The 21,628-nt window shown below is 62.6% G+C and carries 23 protein-coding genes; 16 read left to right on the top strand and 7 right to left on the bottom strand.

Features of this window, described 5'->3' with window-relative positions:
- Positions 1 to 158: 158 nt before the first annotated feature.
- The 8 genes from ENJ37_01605 to ENJ37_01570 all read left to right on the top strand — a co-directional run bounded on the left by ENJ37_01605 (position 159) and on the right by ENJ37_01570 (position 6,897).
- Positions 159 to 794 carry a lytic transglycosylase domain-containing protein gene (locus tag ENJ37_01605; protein HHL39181.1) on the top strand — a complete coding sequence of 212 codons (636 nt, stop codon included), beginning with the start codon at positions 159 to 161 and terminating at the stop codon, positions 792 to 794.
- A gap of 1 nt (position 795) precedes the next feature.
- On the top strand, positions 796 to 1,842 hold the full coding sequence (locus ENJ37_01600; protein HHL39180.1) for a deoxyhypusine synthase: 1,047 nt from the start codon (positions 796 to 798) through the stop codon (positions 1,840 to 1,842).
- A gap of 32 nt (positions 1,843 to 1,874) precedes the next feature.
- Positions 1,875 to 2,735: an agmatinase gene (speB, locus tag ENJ37_01595; GenBank protein ID HHL39179.1), complete on the top strand. Its 861-nt coding sequence runs from the start codon at positions 1,875 to 1,877 to the stop codon at positions 2,733 to 2,735.
- A gap of 301 nt (positions 2,736 to 3,036) precedes the next feature.
- Positions 3,037 to 3,585, top strand: a complete 549-nt coding sequence (locus ENJ37_01590) for an arginine decarboxylase, pyruvoyl-dependent (GenBank protein ID HHL39178.1) — start codon at positions 3,037 to 3,039, stop codon at positions 3,583 to 3,585.
- A 217-nt stretch (positions 3,586 to 3,802) separates the two neighbouring features.
- Positions 3,803 to 4,495, top strand: a complete 693-nt coding sequence (locus ENJ37_01585; protein HHL39177.1) for a methyltransferase domain-containing protein — start codon at positions 3,803 to 3,805, stop codon at positions 4,493 to 4,495.
- A 122-nt stretch (positions 4,496 to 4,617) separates the two neighbouring features.
- A complete protein-coding gene (gene rimI / locus ENJ37_01580; GenBank protein HHL39176.1) occupies positions 4,618 to 5,088 on the top strand; it encodes a ribosomal-protein-alanine N-acetyltransferase in 471 nt (156 codons plus the stop codon).
- Positions 5,089 to 5,128: 40 nt separating this feature from the next.
- Complete coding sequence (locus tag ENJ37_01575) at positions 5,129 to 5,974, top strand: dihydroorotate dehydrogenase electron transfer subunit (protein HHL39175.1); 846 nt, start codon at positions 5,129 to 5,131, stop codon at positions 5,972 to 5,974.
- A 23-nt stretch (positions 5,975 to 5,997) separates the two neighbouring features.
- The gene (locus tag ENJ37_01570; GenBank protein HHL39174.1) at positions 5,998 to 6,897 is read left to right on the top strand and encodes a dihydroorotate dehydrogenase; all 900 of its coding nucleotides are present in this window, start codon (positions 5,998 to 6,000) and stop codon (positions 6,895 to 6,897) included.
- Between the two features lie 117 nt (positions 6,898 to 7,014).
- On the opposite strand, the gene ENJ37_01565 is transcribed toward ENJ37_01570, so the two are convergent.
- The 6 genes from ENJ37_01565 to ENJ37_01540 form a co-directional block, all read right to left on the bottom strand.
- Positions 7,015 to 8,073 carry an iron-sulfur cluster carrier protein ApbC gene (locus tag ENJ37_01565; GenBank protein ID HHL39173.1) on the bottom strand — a complete coding sequence of 353 codons (1,059 nt, stop codon included), beginning with the start codon at positions 8,071 to 8,073 and terminating at the stop codon, positions 7,015 to 7,017.
- Between the two features lie 274 nt (positions 8,074 to 8,347).
- Positions 8,348 to 8,539, bottom strand: a complete 192-nt coding sequence (locus ENJ37_01560) for a hypothetical protein (GenBank protein ID HHL39172.1) — start codon at positions 8,537 to 8,539, stop codon at positions 8,348 to 8,350.
- 4 nt (positions 8,540 to 8,543) lie between these two features.
- A complete protein-coding gene (locus ENJ37_01555) occupies positions 8,544 to 8,759 on the bottom strand; it encodes a DUF1858 domain-containing protein (GenBank protein HHL39171.1) in 216 nt (71 codons plus the stop codon).
- Between the two features lie 77 nt (positions 8,760 to 8,836).
- Positions 8,837 to 9,253 (bottom strand): hypothetical protein, encoded by a 417-nt coding sequence (locus ENJ37_01550; protein HHL39170.1) that lies wholly within the window; start codon positions 9,251 to 9,253, stop codon positions 8,837 to 8,839.
- Positions 9,254 to 9,308: 55 nt separating this feature from the next.
- Positions 9,309 to 9,506 carry a 4Fe-4S dicluster domain-containing protein gene (locus ENJ37_01545; protein ID HHL39169.1) on the bottom strand — a complete coding sequence of 66 codons (198 nt, stop codon included), beginning with the start codon at positions 9,504 to 9,506 and terminating at the stop codon, positions 9,309 to 9,311.
- Positions 9,507 to 9,691: 185 nt separating this feature from the next.
- Entirely contained in the window at positions 9,692 to 9,916 is a 225-nt protein-coding gene (locus tag ENJ37_01540) for a NifU family protein (GenBank protein ID HHL39168.1), read from the bottom strand.
- A 449-nt stretch (positions 9,917 to 10,365) separates the two neighbouring features.
- Here ENJ37_01540 and ENJ37_01535 point away from each other — a divergent pair, with 449 nt between their 5' ends.
- The 6 genes from ENJ37_01535 to ENJ37_01510 all read left to right on the top strand — a co-directional run bounded on the left by ENJ37_01535 (position 10,366) and on the right by ENJ37_01510 (position 16,918).
- Positions 10,366 to 10,869 (top strand): DUF3568 family protein, encoded by a 504-nt coding sequence (locus ENJ37_01535; protein HHL39167.1) that lies wholly within the window; start codon positions 10,366 to 10,368, stop codon positions 10,867 to 10,869.
- Between the two features lie 195 nt (positions 10,870 to 11,064).
- Positions 11,065 to 11,250 (top strand): XRE family transcriptional regulator, encoded by a 186-nt coding sequence (locus tag ENJ37_01530; GenBank protein ID HHL39166.1) that lies wholly within the window; start codon positions 11,065 to 11,067, stop codon positions 11,248 to 11,250.
- Positions 11,251 to 11,437: 187 nt separating this feature from the next.
- The gene (locus ENJ37_01525) at positions 11,438 to 13,540 is read left to right on the top strand and encodes a hypothetical protein (protein ID HHL39165.1); all 2,103 of its coding nucleotides are present in this window, start codon (positions 11,438 to 11,440) and stop codon (positions 13,538 to 13,540) included.
- A gap of 376 nt (positions 13,541 to 13,916) precedes the next feature.
- On the top strand, positions 13,917 to 15,377 hold the full coding sequence (locus ENJ37_01520; GenBank protein HHL39164.1) for a hypothetical protein: 1,461 nt from the start codon (positions 13,917 to 13,919) through the stop codon (positions 15,375 to 15,377).
- Positions 15,378 to 15,542: 165 nt separating this feature from the next.
- The gene (gene cyoE, locus ENJ37_01515; protein ID HHL39163.1) at positions 15,543 to 16,490 is read left to right on the top strand and encodes a protoheme IX farnesyltransferase; all 948 of its coding nucleotides are present in this window, start codon (positions 15,543 to 15,545) and stop codon (positions 16,488 to 16,490) included.
- Positions 16,491 to 16,600: 110 nt separating this feature from the next.
- A complete protein-coding gene (locus tag ENJ37_01510; GenBank protein ID HHL39162.1) occupies positions 16,601 to 16,918 on the top strand; it encodes a cytochrome c in 318 nt (105 codons plus the stop codon).
- Positions 16,919 to 16,986: 68 nt separating this feature from the next.
- On the opposite strand, the gene ENJ37_01505 is transcribed toward ENJ37_01510, so the two are convergent.
- On the bottom strand, positions 16,987 to 19,413 hold the full coding sequence (locus ENJ37_01505; protein ID HHL39161.1) for a hypothetical protein: 2,427 nt from the start codon (positions 19,411 to 19,413) through the stop codon (positions 16,987 to 16,989).
- A 143-nt stretch (positions 19,414 to 19,556) separates the two neighbouring features.
- Here ENJ37_01505 and trpE point away from each other — a divergent pair, with 143 nt between their 5' ends.
- Complete coding sequence (gene trpE / locus ENJ37_01500; GenBank protein ID HHL39160.1) at positions 19,557 to 21,035, top strand: anthranilate synthase component I; 1,479 nt, start codon at positions 19,557 to 19,559, stop codon at positions 21,033 to 21,035.
- Between the two features lie 22 nt (positions 21,036 to 21,057).
- Entirely contained in the window at positions 21,058 to 21,627 is a 570-nt protein-coding gene (locus ENJ37_01495) for an aminodeoxychorismate/anthranilate synthase component II (GenBank protein ID HHL39159.1), read from the top strand.
- Position 21,628 lies beyond the last annotated feature (1 nt).

The raw sequence follows: 21,628 nt of genomic DNA, 5'->3' as shown, positions 1-21,628 counted from the left end.
CCCTCAGACTCCCTCCAAAAACTTTTAACGCCCTGCGGATCACCCCGATTTTGCTTGCAAAATCGGGGTGATCCGCAGGGAATTAAAAGTCTTTGAAGGGGGTCTGGGGGAAACTTTCTACAGAAAGTTTCCCCCAGGAAAACAACTGACGGTTGGGGATGGTGTTCATGGCTCGTAAGGGCAGGGGGCGTTTGGTTTTGACGGTGTTTGTCTGTCTCGCGGCGATGCTCGCTGTCGACGGCGCGGTGAGCGAGCCCGGCGAGGCTCTCCGTCCGCCGTTTTCCGTGCCCGAGGCCGGCGGCGGGGGCGCGGCGGTGGACTACATACGCTACGAGCTCGGCAGGCACAGGACCGGCCTGAGCGCGGCCGAGGAGATGAGGCTCGCCGAAGTGATAGCCGAGGAGAGCAGTATGCGCAGGCTCGATCCTCTGCTCGTTTTAGCGGTGATAAAGACGGAGAGCACCTTTTACAACTGGTCGCGCTCGCGCAAGGGGGCGCGGGGCCTCATGCAGTTGCGGCCCCGCACGGGCCGTTACGTGGCAAAGGAGTTCGACCTGCGCTGGAGCGGTCCCGAGGCCCTGTACGACCCGTTCCTCAACGTGAGGCTCGGCATACACTACCTATCCAAGCTGAGGGAGCGTTACGACGACGACCTCAAGGCCCTTGCGGCCTACAATTTCGGACCCGGCCGCATCTCCCGCAGGATCAGGCGGGGAGCCGGGGTGCCGGAGCGTTACGCCCGCAAGGTCTTCGCCTACTACAGGGAATTCCAGGAAAGAGCGAGGTACTTCTGACATGTTCGACTTGAAGGCGAGGCGAAGGTTTCTCGACAAGCCGGTCGATCCCGTGAGGATCGACCCCTCAAACGACGTATCGGCGCTTCTCAGGGGCATGGCCTCCACGGCGTTCCAGGGCAAGAACCTGGCGCTGGCCGCCGATGTGTGGGAAGAGATGCTCAGGGCCGAGGCGACCGTGCTCTTCGGGCTTGCCGGCGCCATGGTGCCGGCCGGCATGAGGCGGGTCATGGTCCACCTCATAGAGAAGCGCCGCATAGACTGCCTCGTCTCAACGGGCGCCAACCTCTTCCACGACATACACGAGACCCTCGGACGCCGCCACTGGCAGGGCACCCCTCACGTCAACGACTCCGCGCTGAGGGACGCGGGACTGGACCGCATGTACGACGTCTACGCCAAGGAAGAGGAGTTCAACGACACGGACAAGTACATCTACGACTTCGCCGCGGGCCTTGAAAGACGTCCCTACTCGACGCGCGAGTTCTTCCGGCTCATGGGCGAGGACCTCTGCCGCGCCGGCAGCGAGGAGGGCATCCTGACCGCCGCCTTCAAGGCGGGTGTGCACGTCTACTGTCCCGCCCTCGGCGATTCCTCCATAGGGATAGCTCTGGCCATGCACGACGGCGACGACAGGAACGTGATCTTCGACATCATAGGCGATGTGCGCGAGACGGCCCACATAGTCTCCACCGCCCCGGCCACCGGCATAGTGTTCGTCGGCGGAGGCACGCCGAAGAACTACATACAGCAGACCGAGGTGACGGCCGACATGATGCGCAAGCACTCGCCGGGCCACAAGTACGCCGTGCAGGTCACCTCCGACGCCCCGCACTGGGGCGGGCTGAGCGGCTGCACCTTCGAGGAGAGCCAGTCGTGGGGCAAGATAGCGAGGGACTCGCGCCGCGTCACCGTCAACTGCGACGCCACCATCGCGCTCCCCATACTGGCCACGGCGCTGAGCCAGCGGCTCGACGGCTACGAGCGCAAGCTGCCCGACATGTCCCTCGAAGGCGCCCAGCGGGTGGAGAGCAGGATCTGGCAGTGAGTTCTTCATTCACCGTCGCAAGTTTCGGCGGCCTGCCCGAGGGCCTGCGGCCCGACGGAGGGGCCGCGCGCTTCACCGTGCTGCCCGTGCCCTACGACCTGACCGTCTCCTATGTGAGCGGGGCGCGGGGCGGTCCGCGGGCCATACTCGAGGCGTCGGCCCACATGGAGCTCTACGACGAGGAACTGCGCTTCGAGCCCATCGAGGCCGGCATAAGGACGCTCCCCTTCCTCGAGCCCACGGCCGCCGGGCCCGAGGCCATGGCCGGGCGCGTCGAGGAGGCCGTCTCGGAGATCGTCGAGGGGGGGAGCATACCGGTGGTCCTCGGCGGCGAGCACAGCATCACGGTGGGGCTCGTCAGGGCGCTCTTCAAGGCGCACGGCTCGCTCTCGGTGCTCCAGCTCGACGCCCACGCCGACATGCGCGACCGCTTCGAAGAGAGCCCCTACAGCCACGCCTGCGTGGCCCGCAGGATAAGCGAGATATGCCCCATCGTGCAGGTCGGCGTAAGGAGCCTTTCGGCCGAGGAGGCGGCCTTCCTCGACGAGCGCGCCGCCGCGGGCGACGGCTCGGTGCGGACTTTCTACGCCGCCGGGATGCGGGGCGGCGTGCCGGTCGACGAGATCGTCTCGGCCCTCTCGGAGAAGGTCTGCGTCACCGTCGACCTCGACTGCCTCGATCCGTCGATCATGCCGGCCACCGGCACCCCAGAGCCCGGAGGGCTCGGCTGGCACGACGTACTCGGGCTCTTGCGGGCTGTGGCCTCGCACCGCAAGGTCGTCGGCATGGACGTGGTGGAGCTCTCTCCCCTGCCAGGCAACGTGGCCCCCGACTTCACGGCCGCAAGACTCGTCTACAAAATGATGGGCTATGCGGCCATGACGGAGAAGTGAGCACCCCTCTCCGGATCTTTTCGTATAGGAAGCTCTGATTAATTACCCTGGGGGAAACTTTCTGTAGAAAGTTTCCCCCAGACCCCCTTCAAAGACTTTCAATACGAGTTGGTTTCCCCCTGTTTTGCTTTGGCAAAACAGGGGGAAACCAACTCGCATTAAAAGTTTTTGGAGGGAGTCTGAGGGAACCTTTTTACAAAAAGGTTCCCTCAGTGCAATAAATCAGAGTTCCCTAAGCGGCGCCGGTGGGGGAGGCGGCCCCTGGCGGCGAAGAACACCCTTTTGCGGAGGGAAACGGCAGATGCAATTCGTACCGAAGAGAGTCTTTTTCACCAAGGGGGTGGGCATCCACCGCGAAGAGCTTCATTCCTTCGAGCTCGCTTTGCGGGACGCGGGTATCGAGAAGTTCAACCTCGTCAGCGTGTCGAGCATCTTTCCGCCGGGATGCAAGGTGGTGACGAAGGCCCAGGGGCTCAAGAAGCTCGCCCCCGGCCAGGTCGTCTTCAGCGTCATGAGCCGGTGCAGCAGCAACGAGCCGCGCCGGCTCATGGCCGCGTCCGTGGGCTGCGCCATCCCCACGGACCGCAAACTCTACGGCTACCTCAGCGAGCACCACGCCTTCGGACAGACCGAGACCATGGCCGGCGAGTACGCCGAGGACCTGGCCGCCGCAATGCTTGCGAGCACGCTCGGCATCGACCTCGACGAGAACCTCGGCTGGGACGAGAAGAAGGAGATATACAGGATAAGCGACAAGATAGTCAAGACGACGAACATAACCCAGTCGGCCATCGTCAAGGGCGACGGCAAGTACACGACCGTAGTGGCCGCCGCCGTGCTGCTCATGTAGGGGGTGCCCCGTTCCCTGCGCGGGGGAACCTTGCCGTTGGAAAGGCCCCCTCGGCGGAACAAATCAGAGCTTCCCTGTTCGGAATCTCTTCAAAACTCTTGAAATTCACCGCCGTAAGGGGTATGTTATATGGCAACGGACAGGGGGGGCTTTCCCTCACCGGCGGCCCCTCGGACGGTTTTGCCGCGGATCGTAAAAAACGTCAAGGAGGAAGGGATTGGAGCCGGAGAGTGTAAAACGCATTTACGCGAAGCTTTCCAACGTCTACGAGCCTCTTTTCAAGAGGTTCTTCTACCCCAGGATAAAACACGCCATAGCCTACATGGGCATCGAGCCGGGAGACAGGGTGCTCGACGTGGGGGTGGGCACGGGCCTCTCTCTTTCGCTCTTTCCCAGGCACTGCGAGGTCATCGGCATCGACATCTCGCGGCAGATGCTCAAGAAGGCGAGGGAGAAGATCCGCAGGGAGGGGCTCGACCATATCACGCTCATGGAGATGGACGCCCAGAACCTCGAGTTCGACGACGACACCTTCGACAAGGTCTTCATCTCCCACGTGGTGAGCGTGGTGCCCAGCCCGGCGCGCGTCATGAGCGAGGTGCGCAGGGTCTGCCGCAACGGAGGCCGGGTGGTCATAGTCAACCACTTCAAGAGCAAGAACAAGATGGTCGAGAAGTTCGAGAAGATCGTCGACCCGCTGTGCAGGCGCATAGGCTGGCGCTCCGACATGTGCCTGGACCAGTTCCTCAGGGAGTCCGGCCTCAGGGTCGAGCAGCGCTACAAGCTCCGCAAGCTCGACCTCTGGCACCTCATATTCGCCGTGAACGAGAAGCTCACGGGCGAGCCGCATATCGACATGGACGGAGGCGGCATGGGCAAGGCGGCCTTCAACAAGGTGGGCGCGTCCTGAGCGTCCCGGCCGCATCGCCGCGGCCGTCCGGCGTCTCGGGGGCGGCCCCAACCGCAGCTCCCGGCAAGTCAGTGCGAAGGGGAAGTCCCATTTCCTCCGGTCCCGCAGCGAAGTTCTCTCCATTGACCGAAGACGACCTCGACGATGTGCTCCGCATCGAGAGGCTCTCCTTTACCACGCCGTGGTCGCGCGCCCTCTTTGAAAACGAACTGAAGAATCCTGTCTCCTGCGGTATGGTCGCAAAGGTCGGCGGCCCGGGGGCGGAGTGCGTCGCCGCATACATCGTCTTCTGGGTGGTCCACGGCGAGGCCCATATTCTCAACATAGCCGTCCATCCCGACTTCCGGCGTCGGGGATTGGGTTCGAGGCTGCTCGACCACGCCCTCGGCCTCATGGAAGAGCGCGGCGTGCGCGGCGTATTCCTGGAGGTGAGACGGTCGAACAGGGCGGCAAGACGCATGTACGGCAGGTTCGGCTTCCGCGAGCTCTTCGTGCGGCGCCGCTACTACGGCGATGAGGACGCCCTGGTCATGGCGCTCGATCTGAGGGAGAGGGCGGGCGGAGGGGGAGGGGAGAAGCGAGGGCGGCCGTGACGCCGCTCAAAGAGAACGTGGAGTATCGTCGGTCTCCGTTATGATGAACAGAACCATCCCGGACGGTCCCCGCTCGGCCGCCGCCTCGGTCACGGACAACGTGGAACTCTGCAGGGGCCACTTCGGGCTCACCGTGGAGCTCCCCAGCCCCTGGCGCGTGCGGCCCGGCCAGTTCCTCATGGTGAGGGTCTCGGACGGACCGGACCCGCTCTCCCTGGACCCCCTTCTGCGCCGGCCTTTCGGTGTGGCCGACGTTGCCGGAGGCGCGCTCGGCGGCGGCCTTGTCACGGGGACGAGGATCGAGATCATCTACCGCGTCGTCGGCCGCGGCACGGCCATCATGTCGCGCCTCCGCCCCGGCGACGTCATCGACGTGCTCGGCCCGCTGGGCAACGGTTTTCCGCCCGTGGAGCCGGGGAGGCGGCTCGTCATGGTGGCGGGCGGCATAGGCATCCCGCCCTTCAAGCTCCTGGCAAGGACCACGGGCGGCACGCTCCTCTTCGGCGCGCGCACCGGCCGCGAGGCGGCGCTTGCCGAGCAGTTGCGGGCCATCGGGGGCTGCACCGTCAGAACTGCCACGGAAGACGGCTCCGTGGGTCACAAGGGCCTTGTAACCGACCTGCTCGCCGAAGAGGTCTCGGCTGAGAGCGTGGTCTACGCCTGCGGCCCCGCGGCGATGCTCAGGGCCGTTGCCCGTCTCTGCGCCGGACGGGGCGTGGAGTGTCATGTCTCGCTCGAGAGCTCCATGGCCTGCGGCATGGGCGTGTGCCTGGGCTGCGCCGTCAGGGCGGCGCAGAAGGACCATGCCGGCGCCTTCCGTCCCCTGATGGTCTGCTGCGACGGCCCCGTCTTCGAAAGCTCTCTCATCGACTGGGAGGCCCTGTGACGAACGCTGCGCCGGAAAGAGACATGTCGGTGCGCATAGGCGCCCTCGAGCTCAGAAATCCCGTCATGACCGCCTCGGGCACATTCGGCTACGGCCTCGAGTTCAGCGGCCACCTCGACCTCGGCCGCCTCGGCGCCGTGGTCGTCAAGGGTCTCTCCCTCGAGCCCCGTCCCGGAAACCCGCCGCCCCGCATAGTCGAAACGCCCTGCGGCATGCTCAACGCCATAGGACTCCAGAACGTGGGCGTCCGGGCCTTTGTCGAAGAAAGACTGCCGCAGCTTCGCCGCTTCGACACCGCCGTGGTGGCCAACATCTTCGGCGAGAGCCGCGGCGAGTACGCCGAGGTCGCCCGGATCCTCGACGACGCCGGCGGGGTCGGCGCCCTCGAGATCAACATCTCGTGCCCCAACGTCAGGAAGGGCGGCATGGTCTTCGGCACCGACCCCCGCGAGGCGGCCGCCGTGGTGGAGGCCGTGAGAAGGGCCACGACCCTTCCCGTCATAACCAAGCTATCCCCCAACGTCACGGACATCGCCCTCATGGTCCGCGCCGTCGAGGAGGCCGGCACCGACGCCGTATCGCTCATAAACACCCTTACGGGCATGGTAATAGACGTGGAGCGGCGAAGGCCCGTGCTGGCCAACAGGGTCGGCGGGCTGTCGGGGCCCGCCATACGTCCCGTGGCGGTGCGCATGGTCTGGGAGGCGGCCGCCGCCGCCCGCACGCCCGTCATAGGGATAGGCGGCATCATGACGGGCCGCGACGCCCTGGAGTTCATCCTGGCGGGCGCCGCGGCCGTGCAGGTCGGCACGGCGAGCTTCGTGGATCCGGCCGCCGCCGTCAGGGTGCTCGAGGGCGTCGAGGAGTACATGGAGCGCCACGGCGTGGAGCGCCTCTCCGAGCTCGTCGGCGCCGCCTCGTGAGTCGGCCGGCGAAGCCGAAACCGATGGGACTGGAGCCGGGGGCGCAAAGCAAAGAGCGGCCCCCTCTTTATCAGGGGGCCGCTCTTTGCGGCGTGGTCCTCCGGCGCGCCCGCGCCTTCAGCTAAGGGCCATTATACTGAGCTTGCTCGCCACGTTCTGCGCTATCTCCATGAATATCTCGGCGTCCTTCGATTCGGGTCTGGCCACGACAACGGGCTTTCCCGCGTCGCCGCCCTCGCGGATCGCCGGGTCCATCGGCAGGCTTCCGAGGAAGGGCACGCCGTAGCGGTCGCTCGTCTTCTGCCCCCCGCCGTGGCTGAATATCTCGGTCGTCTCGTTGCAGTGGGGACAGGTGAAGTAGCTCATGTTCTCGACGATGCCGATTATGGGCACCTTCACTTCGCCGAACATCTTTATGGCCCGGCGGGCGTCTATGAGGGCCACGTCCTGGGGGGTGGTCACGATGACGGCCCCGGTGACCGGTATGGTCTGCACGAGCGTGAGCTGGGCGTCTCCCGTGCCGGGCGGGAGGTCTATGACCAGGTAGTCGAGCTCGCCCCACTCCACACCGGTGAGGAACTGTTTTACGAGCTGCATGACCAGCGGCCCGCGCCAGATGAGCGGTGTCTCCTCGTCGAGCATGAAGCCCACGGAGATGAGCTTCACGCCGTAGGCCTCGAGCGGCACGAGCCGCTCCTGCGGTGTCGCCTTGAGCGGCTCGTGGATGCCCATCATGAGCGGCAGACTCGGCCCGTACAGGTCTATGTCGAGGAGCCCGACCTTTGCGCCGCTTTGCGAGAGCGCAAGCGCCAGGTTCACCGCCACCGTCGATTTGCCCACCCCGCCCTTGCCGCTGGCCACGGCGATGGTGTTCTTGACCTTGGGGATCGGCGCCTGCTGGGGCAGGTTCTTGGCCTGGGGCACGCTGGCCGTCGTGTTGACATCCACCTGCTCCACCCCGTCCAGGGCCTCGACGGCCGAGCGCGCCGAGTCGGTGAGCTCCTTTTTGAGCGGACACGACGGCGTGGTGAGCACCAGGTCGAAGGCCACCCTCGATCCCTCGACCTTGAGGTTCTTTATCATTCCCAGAGTGACGAGATCCTTGCCGAGCTCCGGGTCCATGACGGTACCCAGGGCCTTGAGCACGGCCTCTTCGTTTACAGCCGGAGCGGACACTTCAATCGACCTCCTTAAAACCTCTTCGGTAGCTTTCGGCACCTGCGGCGGCGCCGAAAGCCCCGGAGGGATTTGATTACCCTGGGGGAAACTTTCTGTAGAAGGGCCACAGGCCCACGTTTCCCCCAGACCCCCTTCAAAGACTTTCAATGCGACTTGGTTTTCCCCTGTTTTGCCTGGCAAAACAGGGGAAAACCAAGTCGCATTGAAAGTCTTTGGAGGGAGTCTGAGGGAACCTTTTTACAAAAAGGTTCCCTCAGAAAGGTAAGCTTGCTTAGCCCTCGGCGGCTTCGTTGAGCTCCCGGAGCAGCTCGTCGAGCGGCGCGCCGTCGCGCCTTGCCGCCTCTTCTATCGACACGGCTCCGCCGCAGCAGGAGTCGATGTTGTATCTCGTGAAGACGCTTATGGTCTTTGGATAGAGCTTTATGGCGTCGTTTACGACCACGTCCTTCGATATCTTCGCCATGGGGTTACTCGCCCTCCTCCACGGCCTCGTTGAGCTCCTTGACCACCGTGTCGGCGTCCACGCCGTGCATGGTGGCTCCGAAGGCGATGTTCTCCATCTTGGCGCCGGGACAGGTGAAGCAGCCGTTGCCGAAGTACTTTATGAAGACCTTTTCCGTCACCGGGTACTTCTCCATCACGTCGCCGATGCTCATCTCCTTGGTTATCTTCGCTTCCGCCATCTTATCGTATACCTCCTTGGTTCGGCATGTTGTGTTTTCCGGCCGCCTGGGCGATGCGCCGGGGTCTGTGACCGTGCTCAGGGCTTGGGCGGCATGGGAGGCGCGGGCATGGCCCTTATGGTCTTGAACATGTTCACCACGAAGAGCGCCACCGAGACGGCCTCGACGGTGGAGAAGAAGAAGAGGAGCATCTTTCCCCCTCCCGCCGAGAGGACGAACCAGCCGGCCGCCATACCCAGAAGGCCCGCGTTGGCGAGCCAGAGGTGGAGTTCGCTGAGCCTCACGCTCCAGAGCGGCTGGCCGCTGAAGCGGGGCAGTATGTGGTAGCCCACTCCGAATATCATCATCGACATCCAGCCCAGCAGGTTGAAGTGGGCGTGGATCTGCATCCAGGGATAGCCTGGGCCGGCCATGGACATGTGGATGCCGAGCAGTACGGCGAGCAGCAGGTATACCATGGCGCTCTTTATGAACCAGACCGTAACCTTGCTCATCTGAGGGGACCTCCTTGGGGAAAATGCTTTTTTGCGCCTCGGAGCGACAGGGGGCCTACTTGTTGGAGGCCCGGCGCCGGTCGGTGCCGGCCGGCACGCAGGCCTCGACCGGACAGACCTCGGCGCAGGCGCCGCACTCGGTGCAGAACTTGGGGTCGATCACGTAGGGACTCCCCTCGGAGATCGCCCCTTCGGGACACTCGGGCAGACATACGCCGCATTCGATGCAGGATTGGAGTATTTCGTAAGCCATGGTACACCGCCGGGACCGGACGCACCGGCCGGTCCTCTCTTTCTGTCGACTTCCGGAGGGTGACGAGGAGTATCGGGTGACCTGGGCGGCCGCGCTGAGCGCGGAATCGGCGCCGTCGCCCGCCGGGGCCTGCGCGGTCGATGCGGCTGCGCAGGCCCCGGCAAGACGCCCGGCGGAAGGTCTCTTCAGACGGAGAGAACCTGTTTTACTTCCGGGACCTTCTCCTTGATCGCCCTCTCAACACCCATGGCCAGGGTTATCTGCGCGCTGGGACAGCCGGCGCACGCGCCCTGGAGCTGAACCCTGACGATGCCTTCGGCCTCGTTTATGTCCACGAGGCTCACGTCGCCGCCGTCGGCCTGCAGGGCCGGCCTGATGCCGTTGAGGGCCTCTTCCACCCGTTCCTTCAACATGTCCGTATACCTCCAATGAAGTTGATTATCGTAAGATTATATGGGAATTATGCCTCTTTTTCAAGGCGGAATAAATGACATCGGTCATATACGCCGCCCTTGTCCGCGGGGAGGGCGGCAAGGCCGGGGAAAACCGTGGACTTCCGGTGAGACTTCTGCTTTAATATAGGGAAGCTCTGATTTATTACACTGGGGGAACCTTTCTGTAGAAAGTTTCCCCCAGACCCCCTTCAAAGACTTTTAATACGAGTTGGTTTCCCCCTGTTTTGCCAGGCAAAACAGGGGGAAACCAACTCGCGTTAAAAGTTTTTGGAGGGAGTCTGAGGGAACCTTTTTACAAAAAGGTTCCCTCAGGGTAATTAATCATAGTTTCCATAGAGAGTGCGGCGTCTTCGTGCGCCGCCGCCCGTCTTCGTGTCAATCTCAGGGTCCGGTCCGTGGCGTCCATGCCGAGAAAAAGAATTCTCCTGCCCCTTGTCGTTCTCGCCGTCTTCCCGGCGCTCGGCGGATGCACCGCCCTGCCGGGCATGCTCCCTCTCGCCCTGCCGGTTCTCGTGAGCGGCGCCGGCGGCGGCATAGCCTACACCGTCACCAACGTCGCCTACAAGACCTTCAGCTATCCAATCGAGAAGGTGGAGGCCGCCAACCGCAAGGCCCTGCGCAAGATGGGCATCGTCGAGGTCTGGCGCAAGGTCGAGGACTCGAACGTGGAGGTGAAGGCCGAGACCTCGAAGCTCACCATCTACATCGACTTCGAGAAGATAACGGCCGCCACCACCAAGATGAAGGTCAACGTCAAGAGGGCGCTCATATTCAAGGACAAGGCCACGGCGACGGAGATAATAGTCCAGACCGGTAGGTTCCTTGAGCAAGACGCCGCCGCCCCGGCCTTGCTGTTTGTGAAGGGGAGCGGGGGCGGAGATGAGACGCCAGGCCCCTTAGGCCTTTGATTACCCTGGGGGAAACCAACTTGCATTAAAAGTTTTTGGAGGGAATCTGCGGGAACCGGGGGTCTGTGACACTTTTACAAAAAAGTTCCCTCAGGGTAATTAATGTCCCTTTCGGGGAATGGGAGAAAATCCCTCGCCTTTAGGCGAAGACTTTAGTAGGTTTAGGGTTATGACGAGGGATACGAGCAGTTCAAGATCGGCGTTGTGCTCAGGCAGGCACGCGAGGAGGCTGGACTAACACAGGAAGAACTCGCACGCAGGCTTCATCCCAAGAAGAGCGCTATCTCGCGGATAGAGAACCACGCCGAGGATATCAAGCTCTCAACCCTGGAGCGGGTCGCCTCGGCATTAGGAAAACGGCTGGAGGTCAAAATCGCCTGATGCCGCCGACCTATATCAATGCATATGAGGTCTTTGCGCCCGATATAGTTGAGGAAATACAATGGTATAATATTTAAGAGCCTTCACTGACGAAAAGTCTGTCAGGGATGTGTAGTGCATCTCATTCGTCTTTCTATACGGAAACTATATGAGGCGGTGAGGGACATAATGGTAGTAGGAGGTTTCGTTGAAACTGAGCCAACTTGCGAGTCGCCCAAATCTCATATTGGCTTGGCGTCGCATCACCACTGGCGGTAACCAACAGTATAAACGGTTTTTCCGAAGTCTTTACTACGCTTACGAAGTAGCGTTGGATGACAATATTAAAGATCTTCGACAGCGTCTCATAGGGGGAACATTCAGGCCGCGGCACCCTGAACGAATATACATTCCGAAACCATCGGGACTTCACCGCCCACTGGCGCTGCTCCACATTGAAGACCAGATTGTTCTTCAGGCGTTTGCCAACCTTGCAGCTAAGCGATTACAGTCAAAACGGGCTCCGTTGCAGTTCCAGGTTATCTTCAGCAATATCCTCCAGAAGCCCGACAGCATCTTCTTTTTTCGAAGGTGGCAGGATACTTACAGGGCTTTTCAGCGTAAAATCCGAAAGAACTATAAGGCCAGGCTTCGATGGGTCGCAGATTTCGACTTAGCTGCATTCTACGATACTATCTCCCATGAATTGCTACTTAAAACCATTTATCCACGTTTAAGTTTAACGAGCGACGATACTAAATTGATTCTCACTTGTCTCCGTACATGGAGCTCAAATAAAGCATCATCAGGTCATGGGCATGGCATTCCCCAAGGACCAATTGCTTCTGATTTCCTTGCCGAATGCTTCCTTCTACCTATTGACCTTGCCCTGCGTAAGCGTCGCGGATATATGCGCTACGTGGATGATGTGAGACTCTTTGCAGCGTCAGAAGATGAGATAAGGGAGAACGTCATCGAACTCGAAAAGTGTTGTAGAGAAAGAGGATTGATCCCACAAACGGGCAAGTTCGCTATCAAGCGCGCCCAGAAAATCGATGAAGCTATGGGTATGCTGCCCAGTATTTCGGACCCACAGCACGAAGCCGGGACTGAGAAGTTGACCAGGAGCCGTGCACGTCGTTGGTTTTTTTCTGCTATAGGTGGGAAGCCCTATAAAGTGGAGGACAAGACACGGCTGCGGTATGTGCTTTTCCGCGCAGAGCCAGACACAAACTTGTTACAGCTTGTTCTGAAGTTGATTCCGCGTCACCCAGAACATGCGGATGCATTCTTCACCTACCTCGGTCAGTTCGGCTATCGAAAGCCGATAGAGCGTTTGTGCCTAGATTTGGTGAAGAGCAACCCGTACCCGTACGTGCGTGGTGAAGCTTGGCATATACTCGCCCGTTACCGTCGGATACCGACAACTCTGGGACGCAGGGCGATCAGAGCACTTACGACTAAGGCGATTGCCATTGCGAAACAGGGCTCGGGCGAAAACCTGATGGAAAAATGGGGAGCTTGCCACTTCCTTTGTGTTTCAGAGGAAGTGGGGGGAAAGAAGCATAGCCGGTTTCTCAAATTCCAGTCGCCGATCTTACAATCACTACTGGCTCCGGTGCTTCCCGTTGGGGCTTTCTCGAAAGGCGAAGCGGCTGAATATTATCTGCGACGCTCTAGTTTCGAACCGGGTCTATCCATCTGTTCGAGACTTCATGAACGCAAGTTGACCCTTGATGTCTTTGGATTGAAGAAAGACGGTCTGCCTTCCCAAGTATGTAATACCCTCTGTGAATTGGGAGTGATACAAACTCGTGGAAGACAGGTGGACCCGATTGCAGAGATTCTCGAATCAAGATACAAAGTACATCGAAGTAAGTCATGGCATAGCCTATTGGGGTCTGAATATGTGCATGCTCTTGGCCTACTCAAGCAAGCTGAGGCCGCCTTTGATGGTGGGAGATCATTCTGGCTGGCTTGCCAGAATTCGTTCAACCATGCTGTGTTCCTTGCATTACAACGACATTTAAATAGAACTGGGCACCCAGGTGCGTGCAAGACTATCGATCGAAAAGGTCAACTTGTGGATTTCGGGGTCATGCTGGACGCGTCAGGTCCATTTTCTAAGGAATGTCCTACCGTGGCGGATTGCTTCCGGGAAATGAACATGCGTCGGAACCATTTACCTGTTTCTCATCCCTACGAAAAGAAGACAGCTGTCAAATGCAGGCATCTCAAGGTTCAAGAAAGAAACAGGTTCGTGGCCAAACTGCGAACAGCTTATGCAGACTTCGTTAAGCTTATGCCATAAAAAGACATGTGCCGCAACGACGACACTTAAAGCGTCCGTCGGAAAGTTGCCATGCACGGCTATAAGAACACTCAGTGCAACGTATCATGAGCAAACCATTTTTACATTACATGATTTGGTCCGGTGTGGTTACCCATACCCTGAAGGTGAAGGCCGCGCCCCCTCGATCAGCGGTCGCAACTTACTCTCGGCTCCGGTACTCTTGTTGTGCGCCCCCTCTTTTCGGCCTTCCGGCAAGCGGCGTTCGTCCTTCCCCATCCTCTCTCATCCCCCTCCCCCTGCTTTTTTGCCTTGATTTAGCGCCGCGCCTCTGGTACCTTTTCATGAATCATCTCCCGCTATCTTCGGGGAAACGACACGCAACGACAGGGTTCGCATGGAAAGACCATTGCAGCGGGGCGCCGCCTCGCCCGTAACAGCACCTTCGCTTCGGCTCGCCTACGGCTGGCTGCTCTTCGCCGTCCTGGCCCTCGTGTTCGCCGGCATATTCGCCCTCATGGTGGCCCTTGCCAGGACGCCGGTCATAGAGGACCTCTTGCCGCTGGGCTCCGACTACATATACGTTGCGCTGGTGGGCCACGTGGTCATGGCCTTCATCATATGGTTCCTCGCCTTCGAGGGCTTCTTGTGGGTCTTCACCTCCACGATCTTCACCGATACGGCCATGTTCAGTCCCCTGCTCTGCCGGGTCGCCCTGGGACTGGCCGCGGGCGGCACGGCGCTCATAGTCGTAACGGCGCTATCGGGCCTCGGTTACGCCGAACTGGCCAACTACGTGCCCTTCCTCCTCCACCCCTGGTTCTACACGGGGCTTGCGCTCTTTGCGGCCGGAATCCTTCTCAACGTGGTCAACACCCTGCTCACCGTCATCAAAGCCCGCAGAGAAGGCGCTGCGCTCCCCGCCGCGACCTTCGGCATGGCGGCCGCCGCCCTCTGCGCCCTCATTGCCTTCATATGCTTCGGCCTCTCGGGCTACAACCACTTCGCAACGGAGAAGGCCTTTTTCGACTTCGACCGCTTCGTCTGGGGCGGAGGCCACGTCCTCCAGTATACGAACACCATATCCATGGTCACCGTCTGGCTCATGCTGACGACCATAACCATGGGCACGAGCGCCGTGGGAGAGAGGACGGCCAAGGCCCTGTTCGCGCTCTACGTGGCCATCGCGCTGACGGCGCCCTTCATCTACTACTTTCATGACACGGCCACCCAGGCCTACAAGGAGAGCTTTACAACGCTCAAGTGGGGACTCGGGCCGTCCACCTCCGTATTCGCCGTGCTGATCATCTTCCTTCTCGTCTCGAAGAGGGGCACGCGCTTCGAGGGGAAGGGGCTGCCATGGAGAGACCCGGCCTTTTCGTCGCTCGTGCTCTCCATGGCCGTCTTCGGCGTGGGCGGCGCCATAGCGGCCACCATGAAGGGCGTCAACACCATGATACCGGCCCATTACCACTGCACCATCGGCGCCGTGACCATCGCCTTCATGGGCCTCTTCTACGAAATTTTGCCTTTACTCGACAGGGCCGTTTATAGTACAAGACTGGCAAGGGTCCAGCCCTACCTCTACAGCCTGGGCATAATACTCTTCGCCGGGGGGCTCTGGATAGCGGGCTCCCACGGAGTGGCGCGCAAGACCTACGGCGCGGCCCAGAATCTCGACACCACGTGGAAGTACGTGGGCATGAGCATAATGGGGCTGGGCGGCCTGGTGGCCATCGCGGGCGGCATCACCTTCGTGCTCAACGCCGCGATCTCCATGCTCAGGCGCGTCCCGGCCGCCGGCGGACAGGAGAGCGCGGGCGAGCGGTGGTGGCTCGCGGGCCGGCAGGGGCCCTGAGGAAGCCCCGGCGCCCTCTATTCCGCCGTGGTGCGGAAAGACTCGAAACGAGCTCATTGCGGGCCGGGGGCCGCTCCGCAGCGGAGCAGGCCCGCCTGTGGAATGAACCGGGCAGCCATTGCCTCGTCGCTGAAACCGCTCCCGGCAATGCCGGTCTCTGACTGATTGTCGCGGGGGAAGCCTTCTGCAGAAGGGGCTCGGCCCCACGGTTTCCCCGGTGGAAGAGATCAGAACTTCCTTACAAGGAGGTCTCCGGTGGCGATAGCAAAGTACCTTCCGCTCTTCAAGATACGCATCTGCGGTCTCATCACCTTCAGCGCCGTTGTGGGCTTCGTGGCGGCCCAGAGCGGCGATTTCTCGGCGAGCACGATGTTCTTTCTCGTCGTGGCCACCATGCTCGCCTCCATGGGCGCGAGCGCCTTCAACCACTACTTCGACCGCGACATAGACACCGTGATGGAGAGGACGCGGGGCCGGCCGCTGCCCTCGCGCGAGCTCGCAGGCTCGGCGCCGGTCTTCCTCATCGCCGCCGCCCTCTTCCTCCTCTCCCTTCTCGTCTCGGTCAAGGCCCTCAACTACATGGTGGCGCTCCATCTCGCGCTCGGCGCCTTTACCTACGCCTTCATCTACACCGTATGGCTCAAACGCCGGAGCTGGCTCAACATCATCATCGGGGGGCTTGCCGGCAGCTTCGCAGTACTTGCCGGCGGAGCTTCGGTCCATCCCGAGCTATGCATGCCGCCGCTTCTGCTCGCCGTGGTCATGTTCTTCTGGACGCCGTCGCACTTCTGGAGCTTCGCCATCTTCCACCGCGAGGAGTACGCCAGGGCGGGCATCCCCATGCTGCCGGTCGTCATAGGCGATGCCAGGACGGCCGTCTACATCCTGGTAAACACGGTGCTCCTTGTCGTCTCCTCTCTCATACCATTTTTCCTCGGCTACAACGGCCTCCTGTATCTCGCCGCCGCCGTTGCCGTGGGCGTCTATTTCATCTTCTGGAACGTGCAGCTTCTCATGACGCCGACGCGCGAAGTCGCCTGGAAGAACTTCAAGATATCGATGATGTATCTCGGCGTGCTCTTCGGCGCCGTCATAATCGATTCGGCCCTGTAGGCCGAAGGGGGGCCGTTCCGCGCCGGGGCGCGCCGATAAAAAGGCTTGACAAGGTTTCCGGTAGATGGTATCTAATTCGGACCCAATCTTACCTTAAGGAGGTCACGAGTATGAGGAAGGCAATAATAGCAGCTGTCGCAGCCGCAGGTCTCGCTTTCTCCGGCGCCGCCATTGCCGCTGACGGCGCGAAGATCTACAAGTCCAAGTGTCAGGCCTGCCACGGCAAGGGCGGCAAGGGCACGCCCATGGCCCCCGCCTTCAAGGGCAACGACTTCATAAAGGGTGACGCCGCCGCCATCAAGGACGTCATCCTCCACGGCCGCAAGGGCGCTGCCAAGAAGTACAAGAAGTACCCCATCGACATGCCGGCCCAGAAGCTCTCCGACGCCGACGCCGATGCGGTGGTCAAGTACCTCAAGAGCCTCTGACACCCTTCATCCGTGACGACCGGAAGACCCGGACCTTGTGAGGTCCGGGTCTTTTTTTGCCTGCCTCGTCAGGGAGCGTCCGTCTCCCTCTCCTTCCCGAAGGCTCCCCTGCGCCCCATGATCGCCGCGGCGGCGAGATACATGAGGGCGGCGGCCAGGGCCGCCGCCGTGAAGCCGGCGGCCCTGGCCGCCATGACGGCCGCCGGGCCCGCCATGACCGAGGCCGCGGCGTTGGCCGCCCAGGCCCAGGGTATGAGCCCCTCCGCTCCCCGTGCCAGAAGCCGCATGCCCAGCGGCAGCGCCATGCCCATGAGCACGCCCGGCGGGGCGATGACGAGCGCCGCGGCCATGACGCGGGCCGCAAGGGGCAGGCCCAGCAGCGCGTCGAGAAGCGGGGGGAGCCCGAGGGCCGCCGCGCTCACGGCGACGGCCACGGCGGCGACGACGGCGGCCGCCCGGCCCGCTCCGGCCGCGAGCCCTATGCGCTGGCTCAGCAGGCTGCCGGCCCCGGAGCCTGCGAGAAGGGCGCTCACCACGACGCTGAAGGCGTACTCCGGGTGCACGAGAAAGAGGATGAGTTTTTTTATGAGCCATATCTCGACGAACATGTAGGCCGTGCCGATGAGGAAGAAGTAGGCGAGGGCTGCGGGGAGCGAGGCCAGCGCCGCTTCGACGCGGGCCGTGGCGGCGAGAAGCCTCGGGGCCGCCACGAGGGCGAGCGAGAGCGCGGCGGCCTGGACGAAGACGACGGGCACGAGGTATCCGCCCTCGAGCAGTATCTGCCAGCGCCCGCCCACGCTGCGCACCACCTCGCCGAGCCTGGAGAGCCTGAAGAAGTGGCCGAAGAAGGGACGCTCGTCGGTGGCGGGGCTGATGTCGAAGAGGTAGCGTTCCGTGAACTCGGCCCTTCGCCCGTCGTCGAGGAGCGAGGCCGCGAGGTCGCGGTATAGCGGCGCGGGAAAGCGGTTGTAGCGGTTGGCCTCGCCGGGGTCCATGCCGGGGTAGTGGACGGCGTCGTAGCGCATCTCGTCGAGAAAGGAGCGCAGCGCCGCCGTCTCGCGCTCGTCGAAGCGTCCTTTCTTCACGACGACCGTCAGGGTCTCGATAGTCCTGAAGACCATGAGCCGCTCCTCGATGGGTGTTTCCCCGTCACCTGCGGCCTCGATTACGGTGTTCAGGAGTCTCGCCTCGGCCCTCGGCGGCGGCAGCATGTAGAGGGTGATGGAGAGCAGCCCCCCTGCGCGCAGCTTCCCGTAGTACTCGCGCAGCGCCTCGACCGTGAACCGGTAGTCTTCGGTCAGGGCCGCGAGGGCGGCGGCCGCCGGGGCCACCGAGCCCGGACCGGCTGCGATGATGTCGTAGTCCCGGGCCGTCGCCTTGAGGACCGAGCGGGCCTGGCCGGTGCTCACGCGGGCCCTGTCGTAGATGCGCTCTCCGAAGGCGGCGTCGGCCGCCTCGATGACGAGGCCGTTGGTCTCGGCGCCGTATATCTCTCTTACGCCGTGGTGGAGGGCCTCGGCCACGGCGAACCCGCCGCCCGTGTCCATGAGAAAGACTTTTTTCGTCTCCAGGGGACCGTCGAGGGCCGCGAGCCTGTAGGGGAGCGCCGAGGGGAGGTAGTCGAAGAAGGCGAGCCGTTTGGGGTCTGCAAGGCTCGTCACGGCCGTCATGTCGTCGCCGTCCACGGTGATGCCGAGCTGGTCCGGCAGCGGCCCCAGGTAGCGCAGGCTCAGCCCCGGAGCGTACCTCACGGCCGGGCTCTTTACGAGGTCCACCCGTGAAAAGGCGTTCCACCGTCGCAGGAGGTGTTCCGAGCCCTCGAAGCTCAGGGCCGTGGAGAGGGCCTTGTAGGGCGAGAGCGGAGGGTCGAGGACCGAGGGGCGCAGGGCGAGGACGGCTGCGGCCGCGGCGGCCGCCAGCGCCGCGGCCGCAGCCGTGCGCCGCCGGGGCGCCGCGAGCGCCAGGCTCATGAGCAGAGAGGAGAGCAGGCCGCCCGTCGACGCCGCGAGCACCACCCCGCCGCAGTCGAAGAGCCGGAAGGCGGCAACGGCCGCAAGCGGCCCGGTCGCGGCCCCGGCCATGTCGGCGCCGTAGATGCGTCCCGCCTCGCGGCCGCGAAGAGTGAAGGCCAGGGCCACGGCGCCCCCGGAGAAGACGAAGGGGAGCGAGAGGACGAGGTAGTAGAGCGCAAGGCGCGCAAGCTGGGCCGGGTCCCAGGCCAGGGCGTGGGGCTCGAAGGGGATGCGGGAGGCGGTGAAATAGCACAGCGGCGCCGCCGCGGCGAAGAGCAGGGGAAAGAGCGCCAGCATCCGCTCGTCCCTGAGCCGCCCGAAGACCATTAGAAGCGAGCCCGACGCGCCGTAACCGAGCAGCGCCATGGTCACTATCATGAAGGCGAAGTGATGCCACAGCACTATGGAGAAGGTCCTCACAAGGGCCACCTCGAAGAGCAGCGTCGAGGCCGATATGAGCGAAACGGCGGCGTAGAAGACCATGGCGGCGGCTCCCGGCTTGCGCGGCTGTGCGGCGTTCCCATCATACGACAGGGCCCGTCCTCTTGCAAGGCCCCCGCAACCTCGCCCGCCGCCCCTCATTGCTGTTGACTACCTCGATTTTCGTGTGATACCCTATGTACCTTATGAAAAAACCACGCTATTTCCCCTCCCTCCAGGACTTCCGGGCCCTGGCCGCGCGGGCCGACGTGGTGCCGGTCCATACCGACATCCTGGCCGACACGGAGACGCCGGTTACGGCCTTCATGAAGATAGACGACGGCGGCGGGGCCTTTCTGCTCGAGAGCGTGGAGGGCGGCGAGAAGTGGGGCCGCTACAGCGTGCTCGGCGCCTCGGCCAGGGCCGTGGTGCGCGGCAGGGACGGCGTGGTGGAGATAAGCGCAAGCGGCTCGACGACGACCGAGCGGGGCGACCCGCTGGATATACTGAGACGCTTTCTGCGCCGTTTCCGTCCCGCTGCGGTGGAGGGGCTTCCGCGCTTTCACGGCGGTGCCGTCGGCTACGTGGGCTACGACGTGGTGCGCCACATAGAGCGTCTGCCCGAGCTCGCCAGGCGGGACCTCGATATCTACGATCTCAGCTTCATGGTGACCGATACGCTGCTCGTCTTCGACAACGTGGAGCAGCGCATAAAGCTCATCTGCAACGCCTTCACCGCCGACGGCGACGCCGACGAGGTCTACGCCGCGGCCGTGGAAAAGCTCGAGGCCCTGAGGCGCAGGCTGCGCGAGGGGCGGACGAGGGAGCCGGCCCCGGCGGGCCCTGGCGGCGCCGTCACCTCCAACTTCGAAAAAGAGGACTTCATCGAGGCCGTGGAGAAGACCAAGCGTTACATACGAAGCGGCGACATCATCCAGGCCGTCATCTCCCAGCGCTTCGAAACGCCGCTGGACGTGGAGCCCTTCGACGTCTACCGCGCTCTGCGGGTCGTGAACCCCTCGCCCTACATGTTCTTCATGCGCCAGAGCGGAGTGACGCTCGTGGGATCGTCTCCCGAGATACTGGTGCGTCTCGACGGCGACGACATCACCGTAAGGCCCATAGCGGGCACGCGGCCGAGGGGGCGCGACGAGGCGCGGGACAGGGAGCTCGAGCGCGAGCTCGTGGCCGACCCCAAGGAACGGGCCGAACACATAATGCTCGTCGACCTCGGACGCAACGACGTGGGCAGGGTGGCCGAGCCGGGCTCGGTGCGGGTGGACGAGTTCATGACGGTGGAACGTTACTCGCATGTCATGCACATCGTCTCGAATGTGCGCGGCAAAAAGAGGGCCGATCTCGACGGCTTCGACGTGCTGCGCTCGTGTTTCCCGGCTGGCACGCTCTCCGGGGCTCCGAAGGTGAGGGCCATGGAGATAATAGAGGAGCTCGAGCCCACGCGCCGCGGCGTCTACGGCGGTTCGGTGGGCTACATAGGCTTCGACGGCGACCTCGACGTCTGCATCGCCATAAGGACCATGGTGGTCAGCGGGGGAAAGCTTTACGTGCAGGCCGGCGCCGGCATAGTGGCCGACTCGGACCCGGCCCGCGAGTTCGACGAGACGGTCAACAAGGCAAAGGGGCTCTTCAAGGCCCTGAAGCTTGCAAGGGAGGAACTCAACTGAACGGCGCCGCAGGGACCGGTTCATGCTCTTGATGATAGACAACTACGACTCGTTCACCTACAACCTCGTCCAGTACCTGGCCGAGCTCGGCGAGGACGTGCGCGTCTACAGAAACGACGCCGTCACCGTCGAGGAGATAGAGCGGCTCGCGCCGGAGCGAATCGTCGTCTCGCCCGGCCCCTGCGATCCCACGCGCGCCGGCGTCTCGGTCGATGTCATCAAGGCCTTCGCCGGACGGCTGCCGATCCTCGGCGTCTGTCTCGGCCACCAGTCCATTGCCTACGCATTCGGAGGCCGTGTCGTAAGGGCCGAAAGGCTCATGCACGGCAAGACCTCCATGGTCTACCACGACGGCCGCACCATATTCGCGGGCATCGACAACCCCTTCGAGGCCAACAGGTACCATTCGCTCATAGTGGAGAGGGAGAGCCTCCCCGACTGCTTCGAGGTGAGCGCCTGGACCGACAGCGACGAGATAATGGGTATAAGGCACAGGGACTTCGCGCTCGAGGGCGTGCAGTTCCATCCCGAGTCGATCCTTACGCCGGCGGGCAAGGATATACTCGGAAACTTCCTCGCTATCGGGGCGTAGG

The organism is Deltaproteobacteria bacterium, from assembly GCA_011375175.1.
Taxonomy (GTDB): Bacteria; Desulfobacterota; GWC2-55-46; order GWC2-55-46; family DRME01; genus DRME01.
This window is presented reverse-complemented; position numbering and strand designations above follow the sequence as displayed.